We start from the raw sequence: 14,812 nt of genomic DNA, 5'->3' as shown, positions 1-14,812 counted from the left end.
AATCAAGTCAAAAAACAAACATTAGCTCAATAAAAACGAGTGAAACACCTAATTAATATGAATGTATCAATTTTAATATCCATTCTTTCCATACTCAAATGGGCTATGTAATTTATTTCGATTTGCATCCAAAAAATCCGCCCACCACTGCAACATCAGCTTGCGTTCGTCAAGATGTTCCGCTTTATGGATATACGCCGCCCTCACCGAATTGCGTTCCATATGGCTCATCTGCCTTTCCACCGCATCCTTCGACCATAGCCCTGACTCAATCAACGAACTACAAGCCATTGTGCGGAAGCCGTGACCGCAAACCTCAACTTTAGTGTCATATCCCATCACCCGTAGCGCACTATTTACGGTGTTTTCACTCATGGGCTTACGCGGATCGTGATCGCCAATAAAAATCAGCTCATGTTCGCCACAGAACTGTTTTATCTGTTTCAGGATCGCTAGCGCCTGCTTTGAAAGCGGCACCAGATGAGGTGTGCGCATCTTTGATCCTCGCTGAGAATGTTTCACACCGGGAATCGGTTCTCGCTCAGGCGGGATAGTCCACATTGACGTTTCAAAATCGATTTCTGACCAGCGAGCAAAACGCAGCTCACTGGAGCGAATAAAGATAAGCAGAGTAAGTTCGGTTGCCCAACGGGTTAGTGGCCTGCCGGTGTATTCATCGATTTTCTGAAGTAACTCCGGGATACGCTTTAACTCCAGCGCCGGACGATGCTGCCGATTACTGGAAGCTACCGCCCCCGCCATCTCTTGCGCCGGGTTGTAATCTATTAACCCGCTTTGCACTGCATAGCGCATGATAGCCGTGGTGCGCTGTTGAAGGCGTGAAGCCACCTCAAGACGTCCAGATGTCTCTACGGCTTTAATAGGAATTAACAGATCGCGGGTACCCAGTTCAGCAATATCGCGAGCACCAATTGCCGGGAAGATATTGTCCTCCAGGCTCTTTTTTACACGATTAGCATGATCTTCCGACCATTTTTGGTTGGTTACGAGCCACTCTCTGGCAACCTTCTCGAAAGTAATAATCTCTTTCGCCTGCTCTTCTTTCACAGCACGCTTATGCTCACGAGGATCGATACCAGCAGCTACCAGCTTTCTGGCCTCTTCCCTTTTCTTCCTGGCATCTGCCAGCGAAACATCCGGGTAAACGCCGAACGCCATCAAATGTTGTTTACCGCCAAAACGGAAACGAAATCGCCAATACTTTGAACCGCCAGGTTTTACAAGTAAGGACATGCCGTCGCCGTCAACAAGTGAATACTCTTTCTCCTCAGGTTTCGCAGAACGAACTTTAGTATCCGTTAGGGCCATAATGGTCTTCCTTCCATTGATATCTCGTGAGTATACAAGCAATATCGAATCGGCAAATATACTCATTAGTATACTCACAAGCCTGTTGATGTGGGTTGAGTCAGGTTGACTTCAGTTGAGGAGAAAAGCTGGAAAAGCCTTGTGTGGCGCGGATTTCAGGCATAAAAAAAGACCTCAGTTGAGGTCTATTTACATACTTTTGGTGCCGAAGGCCGGACTCGAACCGGCACGTATTTCTACGGTTGATTTTGAATCAACTGCGTCTACCGATTTCGCCACTTCGGCACTGAAGAGGTATGCGGAAAACGCTGTGAATTATACCTGTCACGCGCCACCATGCAAGCGCCAGCTTGCATCTGCCTTGCTAAGTGCTGAAAATTTCAGCATTGTCTTCGGCGATGTGTAATCTTTATCACACTCCAGGCGCCCCGCCCGACCATACTCTACACTTCCCAGACAACACCAGAGAAGGACAAAACCATGTCGATGATAAAAAGCTATGCCGCAAAAGAGGCTGGCGGCGAACTGGAAGTTTATGAATACGATCCCGGTGAACTGAAGCCACAAGATGTCGAAGTGCAGGTGGATTACTGCGGGATTTGCCATTCCGATCTGTCGATGATCGATAACGAATGGGGATTTTCACAATACCCGTTGGTTGCCGGGCATGAGGTGATTGGGCGCGTGGTTGCATTAGGTAGCGCCGCGCAAAATAAAGGCTTGCAGATTGGTCAGCGAGTCGGGATTGGCTGGACGGCACGTAGCTGTGGTCACTGTGATGCCTGTATTAGCGGCAATCAGATCAACTGCGAGCAAGGCGTGGTGCCGACGATTATGAATCACGGCGGCTTTGCCGAGAAGTTGCGTGCGGACTGGCAATGGGTGATTCCGCTGCCGGAAAATATCGATATCGAGTCAGCCGGGCCGCTGTTGTGCGGTGGCATCACGGTCTTTAAACCGCTGTTAATGCACCATATTACCGCCACCAGCCGCGTCGGGGTGATTGGCATTGGCGGGCTGGGGCATATCGCCATTAAGCTTTTGCACGCGATGGGATGTGAGGTGACCGCCTTTAGTTCAAACCCAGCAAAAGAGCAGGAAGTGCTGGCAATGGGCGCTGATAAAGTAGTGAACAGCCGCGATCCTCAGGCACTGAAAGCTCTGGCGGGTCAGTTCGATCTCATTATCAACACCGTCAATGTTAGCCTCGACTGGCAGCCTTATTTTGAGGCGCTGACCTATGGCGGCAATTTTCACACGGTCGGTGCGGTGCTGACGCCGCTGTCTGTTCCGGCCTTTACATTGATTGTAGGCGATCGCAGTGTCTCTGGTTCAGCTACCGGCACGCCTTACGAACTGCGTAAGCTGATGCGCTTCGCCGCCCGCAGTAAGGTTGCGCCAACTATCGAACTGTTCCCGATGTCAAAAATTAACGATGCCATACAGCATGTACGCGACGGTAAGGCACGTTATCGGGTGGTGTTGAAAGCCGACTTCTAATCCCTTTGCCGGGTGTCTGCCGCCCGGCGATAAAATCTCTTTGGAAGGCGTCTCGCAATCTGCTGAATTTACCGGTGAAGAGTGCACAGCCGTTGCCTATACTCCAGGCAGGAAACTGGAGGAAATCTCATGAGCGAACCCCTGTTAATTGCCCGCACGCCGGACACAGAACTGTTTTTACTGCCGGGAATGGCTAACCGTCACGGGCTGATTACTGGCGCAACGGGGACGGGCAAAACCGTTACGCTGCAAAAACTGGCGGAGTCACTGTCGGAAATCGGCGTTCCGGTGTTTATGGCCGATGTGAAAGGTGATTTAACGGGAGTAGCGGAGGAAGGTACATCTTCGGAAAAACTGCTCGCAAGGCTGAAAAATATCGGCGTCAATAACTGGCAACCGCATGCCAATCCGGTGGTGGTGTGGGATATCTTTGGCGAGAAAGGCCATCCGGTACGCGCGACGGTCTCGGATCTGGGGCCGCTATTGCTGGCGCGGCTGTTAAATCTCAACGATGTGCAATCCGGCGTGCTGAATATTATCTTCCGCATTGCCGACGATCAGGGATTGTTGCTGCTCGACTTTAAAGATCTGCGGGCAATTACTCAGTACATCGGCGATAACGCCAAATCCTTCCAGAATCAGTATGGGAATATCAGTAGCGCATCGATTGGCGCAATCCAGCGCGGGCTGCTGTCGCTGGAACAGCAAGGCGCCGCGCACTTCTTTGGCGAGCCGATGCTGGACATCAAAGACTGGATACGTACCGATGCCAACGGAAAAGGGGTCATCAATATCCTCAGCGCAGAAAAGCTTTATCAGATGCCGAAACTGTACGCCACCAGTCTGCTATGGACGCTCTCGGAGTTGTATGAGCAACTACCGGAAGCGGGCGATCTGGAGAAACCGAAACTGGTGTTTTTCTTCGATGAAGCACACCTGCTGTTTAACGATGCTCCGCAGGTGCTGCTGGATAAGATTGAGCAAGTGATACGACTTATCCGCTCGAAAGGCGTAGGCGTCTGGTTCATCTCGCAAAATCCGTCCGATATTCCTGATAATGTACTTGGGCAGTTGGGAAACCGTGTTCAGCACGCCCTTCGCGCTTTTACGCCGAAAGATCAAAAAGCAGTGAAAGCGGCGGCGCAAACAATGCGTGCCAATCCGGCATTTGATACCGAAAAGGCGATTCAGGAGCTGGGGACCGGCGAGGCATTAATCTCGCTTCTGGATGCAAAAGGAAGTCCGTCGGTGGTAGAGCGGGCGATGGTGATTGCGCCATGTTCGCGGATGGGACCAGTGACGGAAGATGAGCGAAATGACCTGATTAACCACTCTCCGGTGTATGGCAAGTATGAAGATGGCGTGGATCGGGAATCCGCGTATGAGATGCTGCAAAAAGGCGTGCAGGCGAATACCGGGCAGCAAAATAATCCTCCTGCCAAAGGGAAAGAAATGGCAGTGGATAACGGTATTCTTAGTGGATTAAAAGATATTTTATTTGGCACGACCGGGCCGCGCGGCGGGAAGAAAGACGGTGTGGTACAAACGATGGCAAAAAGCGCCGCCCGCCAGGTGACAAATCAGATTGTGCGCGGTGTGCTGGGGAGTTTGCTCGGGGGGAGAAAAAAGTAAGCCAGGTGCGTTTTGTCTTTGCCTGATGCGACGCTGACGCCTCTTATCAGGCCGACGCCACTGCAATATATTAAATTTGCATGTTTTTGTGAACTGGACAAGGCGTTCACGCCGCATTCGGCATGAACAAATCGCACTTTGCTAACAATAATAAAGGGAGCTTTCGCTCCCTTTATTCGGTCATCCGTTTACGATTTTCTCATTAACAGCCACAGGCTGATTACGAAGAAGCTGGCACTTGGCAGCAATGCGCCAATGATCGGCGGAATACCGTAAACCAGCGTTAGTGGGCCAAAGATCTGGTCCAGTACGTAGAACACGAAGCCAAAGCTGATACCGGTGACCACACGCACCCCCATCGGTACGCTACGCAGTGGGCCGAAAATGAACGACAGCGCCATCAGCATCATCACCGCCACAGAAAGCGGCTGGAATATTTTGCTCCACATGTTGAGCTGATAACGCCCGGCGTCCTGGCCGCTAGATTTCAGATACTTCACATAGTTGTGCAAACCGCTGATAGAGAGCGCATCCGGGTCCAGAGCCACCACGCCCAGTTTGTCTGGCGTGAGATTAGTTTTCCAGGTGCCGCTCACAGTCTGTGAACCAGTTATCTGTTTTGGATTAGTCAGATCAGATTCATCAACCTGCGACAGGCGCCAGACTTTATGCTCGGGATCAAACTTCGCAGAGGCAGCATAGCGTACTGATTGCAAACGACGATTTTCGTTAAAGGCATAAATACTGATACCGCCTAACTCTTCATCGCCTTTTACCCGCTCGATATAAACAAAATTGTTGCCATCTTTCGCCCATAAACCTTGCTGAGTAGAGAGCAACGAGCCGCCGTACATTGCCTGCGCACGGTAATTACGCGCCATCTGTTCACCCTGCGGCGCGATCCACTCACCCATCGCCATCGTCAGCAATACCAGTGGAATAGCGGTTTTCATTACCGACAGCGCCACCTGCATACGAGTAAAACCAGAAGCCTGCATCACCACCAGTTCACTACGTTGAGCCAACATCCCCAACCCGAGCAACGCGCCTAGCAAAGCCGCCATCGGAAAGAAGATTTGTACATCTTTCGGCACGCTAAGCAGGGTATACATCCCGGCGCCTAATGCGTCGTAGCTCCCCTGCCCGGCTTTTTTCAACTGATCGACAAACTTGATAATGCCGGAGAGCGACACCAGCATGAACAGCGTCATCATGATGGTGGTGAAAATGGTTTTACCGATATAGCGGTCAAGTACGCCAAAAGCTTGCATCACACCGCTCCTTTACGCGAAAAACTGGCGCGCAGACGGCGGACCGGCACCGTATCCCAAAGGTTCAGAACAATCGCCAGCGCCAGATAAATCAGGTTAACGGTCCACATCCACAGCGTCGGGTCCAGCTTGCCCTTGCCGCCGTTAGATTTCAGAGACGTTTGGATCAGGAAGAACAGCAGATACAGCAACATCGCTGGCAGCATTGACAGGACACGCCCCTGACGCGGATTAACCACACTCAGCGGCACAACCATCAGCGCCATCATAAATACAGTAAATATCAACGTGATGCGCCAGTTCAGCTCCGCGCGAGCACGCGTAGTATCGGTGTTCCACAGCGTGCGCATGTCCATCTGGTCGGTATCGTTTGGATCCAGCGCCACCGCCTGGTGGCCAATGATTGCCTGATAATCCTGAAAGTCCGTAATGCGGAAATCACGCAGTAGCGCGGTTCCTTCGAAACGGGTTCCCTGATTGAGGGTAACGACCTGGGAACCATCGCGCAGTTGGGTTAAATGCCCGGAATCTGCCACTACCACAGAAGGGCGTGCATTGCCTTTTGGGCGAATTTGCGCGAGGAACACATCTTTGAAATTGCTACCGTCAACGCTTTCAATAAACAGTACCGAACTACCGTTAGTCGCCTGCTGGAATTGCCCTTGCGCCAGCGCCGCCATACCCGGGTTAGCTTTCGCCTCCGCCAGAACTTCGTCCTGATGGCGCGATGACCACGGCCCGGCCCACATAACGTTAACCGCCGCAACAATCGCTGTGAACACTGCGAGGATCATCGCCGCTTTCACCAGAACCGCTTTGCTTAGGCCGCAGGCATGCATTACCGTAATTTCACTTTCGGTATACAGTTTGCCCAACGTCATCAATAGCCCGAGAAACAGGCTTAGTGGCAGGATAAGCTGCGCCATTTCCGGCACGCCCAGTCCGAGAAGGGAGAGCACCAGATTCGCTGGAATATCGCCGTCAACCGCTGCGCCGAGGATCCTCACTAACTTTTGACAGAAGAAGATCAAAAGCAAGATGAAGAGTATCGCCAGCTGGCTTTTGAGCGTCTCCCGTACCAGATATCTTATGATTATCACTTTAAATACGCCCGTAAAAACTCGTCTTTTGCAGGATTTTAGCTTGTTTCATGGCTTAAACGTCATTTATTCTCTTGAGTCGTCGAAATCGTCGCTAAGATAATTATACTCAACGGAATCACCTCTCAGATTTTGTTCTGACGTGCCAATGCCGTAATAACGTTAAGATTAACACGAAGTCATCGCAACAGCGGACATGAGTTACGAAAGCTTGCAATTCTATCTGTAGCCACCGCCGTTGTCTTTAAGATTCAGGAGCGTAGTGCATGGAGTTTAGTGTAAAAAGCGGTAGCCCGGAGAAACAGCGGAGTGCCTGCATCGTCGTGGGCGTCTTCGAACCACGTCGCCTTTCTCCGATTGCAGAACAGCTCGATAAGATCAGTGATGGGTACATCAGCGCCCTGCTGCGTCGGGGCGAACTGGAAGGAAAACCTGGGCAGACGCTGTTGCTGCATCACGTACCAAACGTACTTTCCGAGCGCATCCTCCTTATTGGCTGCGGTAAAGAACGTGAGCTTGATGAGCGCCAGTATAAGCAGGTCATTCAAAAAACCATTAATACGCTGAATGATACCGGTTCAATGGAAGCGGTCTGCTTTCTGACTGAATTACACGTCAAAGGCCGCAATAACTACTGGAAAGTACGCCAGGCGGTCGAGACGGCAAAAGAAACGCTCTACAGCTTTGATCAACTGAAAACCAACAAGAGCGAACCGCGTCGTCCACTGCGTAAAATGGTGTTCAACGTGCCGACCCGTCGTGAGCTGACCAGCGGCGAGCGTGCGATCCAACACGGTCTGGCGATTGCGGCAGGCATTAAAGCTGCGAAAGATCTCGGCAATATGCCGCCGAATATCTGTAACGCCGCCTACCTCGCCTCTCAGGCGCGCCAGTTGGCTGACAGCTACAGTAAGAATGTCATTACCCGCGTTATCGGCGAGCAGCAGATGAAAGAGCTGGGAATGCACTCTTATCTGGCGGTCGGTCAGGGCTCGCAAAACGAATCGCTGATGTCGGTTATTGAGTACAAGGGCAACGCGTCGGAAGATGCGCGCCCGATTGTGCTGGTGGGTAAAGGTTTAACCTTCGACTCTGGCGGTATCTCTATCAAGCCTTCAGAAGGCATGGATGAGATGAAGTACGATATGTGCGGTGCGGCAGCGGTTTACGGCGTGATGCGCATGGTCGCGGAGCTGCAACTGCCGATTAACGTTATCGGCGTGCTGGCAGGCTGCGAAAATATGCCTGGCGGGCGTGCCTATCGTCCGGGCGATGTGTTAACCACCATGTCCGGTCAAACCGTAGAAGTGCTAAACACCGACGCCGAAGGCCGCCTGGTACTGTGCGACGTGTTAACCTATGTTGAGCGTTTTGAGCCGGAAGCGGTGATTGACGTCGCCACATTGACTGGCGCTTGCGTTATCGCGCTGGGCCATCACATCACAGGTCTGATGGCAAACCATAACCCGCTGGCCCATGAGCTGATTGCTGCGTCTGAACAATCCGGTGACCGCGCATGGCGTTTACCACTGGGTGATGAGTATCAGGAGCAACTGGAGTCCAATTTTGCCGATATGGCGAATATTGGCGGACGTCCAGGCGGGGCGATTACCGCGGGTTGTTTCCTGTCGCGCTTTACCCGTAAGTACAACTGGGCGCACCTGGATATCGCCGGAACCGCCTGGCGTTCTGGCAAGGCAAAAGGCGCAACCGGTCGTCCAGTAGCGTTGCTGGCACAGTTCCTGCTAAACCGCGCCGGATTTAACGGCGAAGAGTAATTGCATCAGGCATTGTTATTGTCGGATGCGGCGTAAACGCCTTATCCGACCTACACAGCACTGAACTCGTAAGCCTGATAAGACGCGATAGCGTCGCATCAGGCAATGTTATCATTGTCGGGTGCGCCCTGAACGCCTTATCCGGCCTACACAGAGCACTGAACTCGTAGGCCTGATAAGACGCGACAGCGTCGCATCAGGCAATACGGTGTTTACCTGATGTGTATTTAAATCCACCACAAGAAGCCCCATATATGAAAAACGCAACGTTCTACCTTCTGGACAATGACACCACCGTCGATGGCTTAAGCGCCGTTGAGCAGTTGGTGTGTGAAATTGCCGCAGAACGTTGGCGCAGTGGTAAGCGCGTACTCATCGCCTGTGAAGATGAAAAGCAGGCTTACAGACTGGATGAAGCCCTGTGGGCGCGTCCGGCAGAAAGCTTTGTTCCGCATAATTTAGCGGGAGAAGGACCGCGCGGCGGTGCGCCGGTGGAGATCGCCTGGCCGCAAAAGCGCAGCAGCAGCCCGCGCGATATATTGATTAGTCTGCGAACAATCTTTGCAGATTTTGCCACCGCTTTCACAGAAGTGGTAGACTTCGTTCCTTATGAAGATTCTCTGAAACAACTGGCGCGCGAACGCTATAAAGCCTACCGCGTGGCTGGTTTCAACCTGAATACGGCAACCTGGAAATAATGGAAAAGACATATAACCCACAAGATATCGAACAGCCGCTTTACGAGCACTGGGAAAAGCAGGGCTACTTTAAGCCTAATGGCGATGAAAGCCAGGAAAGTTTCTGCATCATGATCCCGCCGCCGAACGTCACCGGCAGTTTGCATATGGGTCACGCCTTCCAGCAAACCATCATGGATACCATGATCCGCTATCAGCGCATGCAGGGTAAAAACACCCTGTGGCAGGTCGGTACTGACCACGCCGGGATCGCTACCCAGATGGTCGTTGAGCGCAAGATTGCCGCAGAAGAAGGTAAAACCCGTCACGACTATGGCCGCGAAGCCTTTATCGACAAAATCTGGGAATGGAAAGCGGAATCCGGCGGCACCATTACCCGCCAGATGCGTCGTCTCGGCAACTCCGTCGACTGGGATCGTGAGCGCTTCACGATGGACGAAGGTCTGTCCAATGCGGTGAAAGAAGTTTTCGTTCGTCTGTATAAAGAAGACCTGATTTACCGTGGCAAGCGCCTGGTAAACTGGGACCCGAAACTGCGTACCGCTATCTCCGACCTGGAAGTGGAAAACCGCGAATCGAAAGGTTCTATGTGGCACATCCGCTATCCGCTGGCTGACGGCGCGAAAACCGCAGACGGTAAAGATTATCTGGTGGTTGCGACCACCCGCCCAGAAACCCTGCTGGGCGATACCGGCGTGGCCGTTAACCCGGAAGATCCGCGTTACAAAGATCTGATTGGCAAATATGTCATTCTGCCGCTGGTTAACCGCCGTATTCCGATCGTTGGCGATGAACACGCCGACATGGAAAAAGGCACCGGCTGCGTGAAGATCACTCCGGCGCACGACTTTAACGACTATGAAGTCGGTAAACGTCATAGCCTGCCAATGATCAACATTCTGACCTTTGACGGTGATATCCGTGAAAGCGCTCAGGTGTTCGATACCAAAGGTAATGAATCCGACGTTTATTCCAGCGAAATCCCGGCTGAATTCCAGAAACTGGAGCGTTTTGCCGCACGTAAAGCGATCGTTGCTGCGGTTGACGCACTCGGCCTGCTGGAAGAAATTAAACCGCACGACCTGACCGTTCCTTACGGCGACCGTGGCGGCGTGGTTATCGAACCGATGCTGACCGACCAGTGGTACGTGCGTGCCGATGTACTGGCGAAACCGGCAGTTGAAGCGGTTGAGAATGGCGACATTCAGTTCGTACCGAAGCAGTACGAAAACATGTATTTCTCCTGGATGCGCGATATTCAGGACTGGTGTATCTCTCGTCAGCTGTGGTGGGGCCACCGTATCCCGGCATGGTACGACGAAGCAGGTAACGTTTATGTTGGTCGCAATGAAGACGAAGTGCGTCAGGAAAATAACCTCGGTGCCGACGTTGCCCTGCGTCAGGATGAAGACGTTCTCGACACTTGGTTCTCCTCCGCGCTGTGGACCTTCTCCACGCTCGGCTGGCCGGAAAACACCGACGCCCTGCGTCAGTTCCACCCAACCAGCGTGATGGTATCCGGCTTCGACATCATCTTCTTCTGGATTGCCCGCATGATCATGATGACCATGCACTTCATCAAAGATGAAAATGGCAAGCCGCAGGTGCCGTTCCACACCGTTTACATGACCGGTCTGATTCGTGACGACGAAGGCCAGAAGATGTCTAAATCCAAGGGTAACGTTATCGACCCGCTGGATATGGTTGACGGTATTTCGCTGCCAGAACTGCTGGAAAAACGTACCGGCAATATGATGCAGCCGCAGCTGGCGGACAAAATCCGTAAGCGCACCGAGAAGCAGTTCCCGAACGGCATTGAGCCGCACGGTACTGACGCTCTGCGCTTCACCCTGGCGGCGCTGGCTTCTACCGGTCGTGACATCAACTGGGATATGAAGCGCCTGGAAGGTTACCGTAACTTCTGTAACAAGCTGTGGAACGCCAGCCGCTTTGTACTGATGAACACTGAAGGTCAGGATTGCGGCTTCAACGGCGGCGAAATGACGCTGTCGCTGGCGGACCGCTGGATTCTGGCGGAGTTCAACCAGACTATCAAAGCGTACCGCGAAGCGCTGGACAGCTTCCGCTTCGATATCGCCGCAGGCATTCTGTATGAATTCACCTGGAACCAATTCTGCGACTGGTATCTGGAACTGACCAAGCCAGTAATGAACGGTGGCACCGAAGCCGAACTGCGCGGTACTCGCCATACGCTGGTGACCGTGCTGGAAGGTCTGCTGCGCCTCGCACATCCGATCATTCCGTTCATCACCGAAACCATCTGGCAGCGTGTGAAAGTGCTTTGCGGCATCACTGCTGACACCATCATGCTGCAACCGTTCCCGCAGTACGATGCGTCTCAGGTTGATGAAGCGGCACTGGCTGACACCGAGTGGCTGAAGCAGGCGATCGTTGCGGTACGTAATATTCGCGCGGAAATGAACATCGCCCCGGGTAAACCGCTGGAGCTGCTGTTGCGTGGTTGCAGCGCGGATGCAGAGCGTCGTGTAAACGAAAACCGTGGCTTCCTGCAAACGCTGGCTCGCCTGGAAAGCATCACCGTGCTGCCTGCCGATGACAAAGGTCCGGTTTCCGTTACTAAGATCGTCGACGGCGCAGAACTGCTAATCCCGATGGCGGGTCTCATCAACAAAGAAGATGAGCTGGCACGTCTGGCGAAAGAAGTGGCGAAGATTGAAGGTGAAATCAGCCGCATCGAGAACAAGTTGGCGAATGAAGGCTTTGTGTCCCGCGCGCCGGAAGCAGTTATCGCGAAAGAGCGTGAAAAGCTGGAAGGCTATGCGGAAGCAAAAGCGAAACTGATTGAGCAGCAGGCAGTTATCGCCGCGCTGTAATATTCGCTATACAAACGAAGGCCGGAGCATGCTCCGGCCTTTTTATTTAAATAAACGGAACATACAGCATAATACCGCGAGATATCCACATTAACGGACCGCTATCCTGCGGTTTGTCATCATTGGTTAACTCCAGCGAATCAAGGTCACCTTGAACGTGGGTATTGTTGGCAATCCAGCTAACCATCCACATTTTTAGCCAGGGATAAGCCAGGCCACAGGTGACTGAGGAACCTATTAATACAGCAAACATGCGCAGAAGTATACCGAACGTGGTAATGGACGAATGAAAACGGATTGTTCCATTTGCCAGCGCCAGATTATTCAGAAACAGATTGCGTAACGTGGCATAGAGATAACTGGCAAAAACAAGAATCGCGACGAAATAAAGGAAATAGGAAGCCATGATCTGCGAGTAATATTGCATAATGAGCTCGCCACCTGCATCAGTTCGTCCCAACATGCTCATCATCATTAACTGCTGGAATACTGGCGCAATCATAATACCGATCACAACAATGAACGGAACCAGGGTTAATATTGCAAGCATACATCCTTTAACACAATCTTTGACGCTTACCTTAATGGAAAATTGATGAACGCCAAATTTTGAGTTATTACCTAACAATGGCATCCATTTACTATAGGTAACACCATGAATAACGCCCAGCCCGACGACAGAAAGTAAACTTAACATCACTAAGTTAAAGAATAATCCTCCTATCGATGTCGTTACTTGCGCAATAAGATACAGAATGAACCAAAAAGCTAACGCCAACAGAACAGGCAGCCCTAACATAACCCACCATGCACGGAGCATAGAGCAGTTAAAGCCAAAGCGAATGCCATTTAGTGAGGTCATGTTCGCCTGATACTGCAGACTCTTTACTGCCATACATGGAATACCGCAGATCAAGAGCGCAAACAGGAGTCCCCCCAGCGCAAAGTGTTGACTTGAAAAACAAAAAACACTTAGAAAATAAACCACCATAAGGAATAAAAAACTAATAAAAATAGCACCTCCAGTACCTTTATAACTAAAGGATTGCCCCTTGAGCGTCACGTGTTGATAAATATAACGATGGCATTTCACCAATGCCCATGGCCCATAGATACCCAGAGTAATAATTGTCAGTAAAAAATTCACAAGACAAATAAGAAAATACTCACCACCTTTACCGGTGAATACAAATGAGTGACGAGAGTTATCTTTCCCGATGGTTACATCATTCATGAATCATATCCCTAAAATAAATTCCATTCATATAGATAATAATTCCAGCACTGTAGTACTGGTCTGTCTAGAATACGCTTTCTTAAAGAGATCTATGCTTAATATTTTCTGATTTATCTTCTTCTTGCACCACATAAGTTAGGGTGGTATTAAAGTGAGCTATAAATCATACATTTTAAATTGAGCTATGCTATGAATGTCGTCATTTCGCCCACACTCCGTTTACGCAAACTTACTGCTGCCGATAATGCAGCCATCGCCAGCGTCATCCGCCAGGTTTCTGCAGAGTATGGCCTTACCGCTGATAAAGGCTACACCGTCGCCGATCCGAATCTCGACGAGTTGTATCAAATGTATAGCCAGCCGGGTCACGCTTATTGGGTGGTTGAACATGATGGTCAAGTCGCAGGCGGTGGTGGAATTGCGCCACTAACGGGTAGTGAATCGGACATTTGCGAACTGCAAAAAATGTATTTTCTTCCAGACATTCGCGGTAAAGGGCTGGCGAAAAAACTGGCTTTAATGGCGATGGAGCAGGCGCGAGAAATGGGCTTCAAACGCTGCTATCTGGAAACAACAGCTTTTCTGACAGACGCTATTGCTCTGTATGAACATTTAGGTTTTCAACATATCGACTACGCGCTTGGCTGTACGGGCCATGTGGATTGTGAAGTGCGGATGCTGCGCAAACTCTAAAAAAATGCCCGCCAGTTCATACTATCGGGCATCCGATCAATAACAATGTACTTTTTGTGTATGCCGGATGCGGCGTGAACGTCTTATCCGGCATACAAATTCAATAGATTGCAGGAACCTCGTAGACCTGATAAGCGTAGCGCATCAGGTAATTTTGCATTTGTCGTCAACGCTTAATTAGTGGCGGACGCCGTCATCATCTTCGTCGACAAAATCTTCATCGTCGCCGTCTTCACCATCAGGATCTTCAAAGTAAGTCCCCCAACCGTCGTACTCAACGTCGAATTTCTCCGCCAGTGTCATCAGTTGCTCAACCTGAGCGTCAATCAGCTCGGCATTCAAAGCGCATTCGCTGAGAATGTCACAGCAAATCACGATATCGCCATCTTCTACTTCCAGCTCTTCTGGATCGGTCACTTCATAACCCAGTTTAAATGCTTCAACCGCGGCTTTTTCCAGTGTTTCCAGATCGTCTGCGGAAAGGTGGTGCTCAATGGTATATAGCGCGTCTGGATCGCTACCATCTTCCAGTAATTCTTCGATAATCAAACGCGTTTCTTCACGTTGTTCTTCCAGTTGTTCCGGGTTTGCCATGGCTTATTCCTCTTAAATGTCCTGCCGATACTCTTATTGTCACACACCACTGACATTGCCTCCACCTTTGTGACAAAGATTTATGTATCAGGCTTGCAAATGAATAATAATACATATAAAGTGAA

Annotated in this window: 12 protein-coding genes and 1 tRNA gene; 6 read left to right on the top strand and 7 right to left on the bottom strand. The window is 50.9% G+C overall.

From position 1 onward, the window contains the following. Positions 1–72 precede the first annotated feature (72 nt). Positions 73–1,329 (bottom strand): tyrosine-type recombinase/integrase, encoded by a 1,257-nt coding sequence (locus tag PS053_RS17525; RefSeq protein ID WP_256878729.1) that lies wholly within the window; start codon positions 1,327–1,329, stop codon positions 73–75. Between the two features lie 200 nt (positions 1,330–1,529). Next, a tRNA-Leu gene (locus PS053_RS17520) sits at positions 1,530–1,614 on the bottom strand. Positions 1,615–1,809: 195 nt separating this feature from the next. Between PS053_RS17520 and ahr the strand changes: the two genes are divergently transcribed. Further along, complete coding sequence (ahr, locus tag PS053_RS17515) at positions 1,810–2,829, top strand: NADPH-dependent aldehyde reductase Ahr (protein ID WP_044711930.1); 1,020 nt, start codon at positions 1,810–1,812, stop codon at positions 2,827–2,829. 129 nt (positions 2,830–2,958) lie between these two features. Continuing rightward, positions 2,959–4,461, top strand: a complete 1,503-nt coding sequence (locus PS053_RS17510; RefSeq protein ID WP_256878730.1) for a helicase HerA-like C-terminal domain-containing protein — start codon at positions 2,959–2,961, stop codon at positions 4,459–4,461. 188 nt (positions 4,462–4,649) lie between these two features. On the opposite strand, the gene lptG is transcribed toward PS053_RS17510, so the two are convergent. The 3 genes from lptG to ytgA all read right to left on the bottom strand — a co-directional run bounded on the left by lptG (position 4,650) and on the right by ytgA (position 6,945). After that, entirely contained in the window at positions 4,650–5,732 is a 1,083-nt protein-coding gene (gene lptG / locus PS053_RS17505; RefSeq protein WP_001340730.1) for an LPS export ABC transporter permease LptG, read from the bottom strand. Beyond that, positions 5,732–6,832, bottom strand: coding sequence for an LPS export ABC transporter permease LptF (gene lptF / locus PS053_RS17500; protein ID WP_000584126.1), 1,101 nt, complete (start codon positions 6,830–6,832; stop codon positions 5,732–5,734). The genes lptG and lptF overlap by 1 nt, the downstream gene beginning before the upstream one ends. A 62-nt stretch (positions 6,833–6,894) precedes the next feature. Further along, positions 6,895–6,945 (bottom strand): protein YtgA, encoded by a 51-nt coding sequence (gene ytgA, locus PS053_RS17495; protein ID WP_211180521.1) that lies wholly within the window; start codon positions 6,943–6,945, stop codon positions 6,895–6,897. Between the two features lie 153 nt (positions 6,946–7,098). Between ytgA and pepA the strand changes: the two genes are divergently transcribed. The 3 genes from pepA (at position 7,099) to valS (ending at position 12,163) form a co-directional block, all read left to right on the top strand. Then, positions 7,099–8,610, top strand: a complete 1,512-nt coding sequence (pepA, locus tag PS053_RS17490; protein ID WP_000397144.1) for a leucyl aminopeptidase — start codon at positions 7,099–7,101, stop codon at positions 8,608–8,610. 254 nt (positions 8,611–8,864) lie between these two features. After that, complete coding sequence (gene holC / locus PS053_RS17485; RefSeq protein WP_119183054.1) at positions 8,865–9,308, top strand: DNA polymerase III subunit chi; 444 nt, start codon at positions 8,865–8,867, stop codon at positions 9,306–9,308. After that, positions 9,308–12,163: a valine--tRNA ligase gene (gene valS, locus PS053_RS17480; RefSeq protein WP_113650729.1), complete on the top strand. Its 2,856-nt coding sequence runs from the start codon at positions 9,308–9,310 to the stop codon at positions 12,161–12,163. The genes holC and valS overlap by 1 nt, the downstream gene beginning before the upstream one ends. 46 nt (positions 12,164–12,209) lie before the next feature. Here valS and PS053_RS17475 read toward each other — a convergent pair whose 3' ends face one another. Beyond that, positions 12,210–13,397, bottom strand: a complete 1,188-nt coding sequence (locus PS053_RS17475) for a YjgN family protein (protein ID WP_059236059.1) — start codon at positions 13,395–13,397, stop codon at positions 12,210–12,212. Between the two features lie 192 nt (positions 13,398–13,589). On the opposite strand from PS053_RS17475, the gene PS053_RS17470 reads away from it, so the two are divergent. Continuing rightward, positions 13,590–14,093, top strand: a complete 504-nt coding sequence (locus PS053_RS17470; protein WP_159386607.1) for a GNAT family N-acetyltransferase — start codon at positions 13,590–13,592, stop codon at positions 14,091–14,093. A 177-nt stretch (positions 14,094–14,270) separates the two neighbouring features. Here PS053_RS17470 and rraB read toward each other — a convergent pair whose 3' ends face one another. Continuing rightward, positions 14,271–14,687, bottom strand: coding sequence for a ribonuclease E inhibitor RraB (gene rraB / locus PS053_RS17465; RefSeq protein ID WP_000002957.1), 417 nt, complete (start codon positions 14,685–14,687; stop codon positions 14,271–14,273). Between the last annotated feature and the right edge of the window lie 125 nt (positions 14,688–14,812).

The organism is Escherichia albertii (assembly GCF_028622335.1).
Lineage (GTDB): Bacteria > Pseudomonadota > Gammaproteobacteria > Enterobacterales > Enterobacteriaceae > Escherichia > Escherichia albertii.
This window is presented reverse-complemented; position numbering and strand designations above follow the sequence as displayed.

Coding starts and splice junctions, on each gene's coding strand:
- rraB (WP_000002957.1), bottom strand. CDS start 14,687: ATGGCAAACCCGGAACAACTGGAAGAACAACGTGAAGAAACGCGTTTG.
- PS053_RS17525 (WP_256878729.1), bottom strand. CDS start 1,329: ATGGCCCTAACGGATACTAAAGTTCGTTCTGCGAAACCTGAGGAGAAA.
- holC (WP_119183054.1), top strand. CDS start 8,865: ATGAAAAACGCAACGTTCTACCTTCTGGACAATGACACCACCGTCGAT.
- PS053_RS17475 (WP_059236059.1), bottom strand. CDS start 13,397: ATGAATGATGTAACCATCGGGAAAGATAACTCTCGTCACTCATTTGTA.
- PS053_RS17510 (WP_256878730.1), top strand. CDS start 2,959: ATGAGCGAACCCCTGTTAATTGCCCGCACGCCGGACACAGAACTGTTT.
- lptG (WP_001340730.1), bottom strand. CDS start 5,732: ATGCAAGCTTTTGGCGTACTTGACCGCTATATCGGTAAAACCATTTTC.
- pepA (WP_000397144.1), top strand. CDS start 7,099: ATGGAGTTTAGTGTAAAAAGCGGTAGCCCGGAGAAACAGCGGAGTGCC.
- ahr (WP_044711930.1), top strand. CDS start 1,810: ATGTCGATGATAAAAAGCTATGCCGCAAAAGAGGCTGGCGGCGAACTG.
- valS (WP_113650729.1), top strand. CDS start 9,308: ATGGAAAAGACATATAACCCACAAGATATCGAACAGCCGCTTTACGAG.
- PS053_RS17470 (WP_159386607.1), top strand. CDS start 13,590: ATGAATGTCGTCATTTCGCCCACACTCCGTTTACGCAAACTTACTGCT.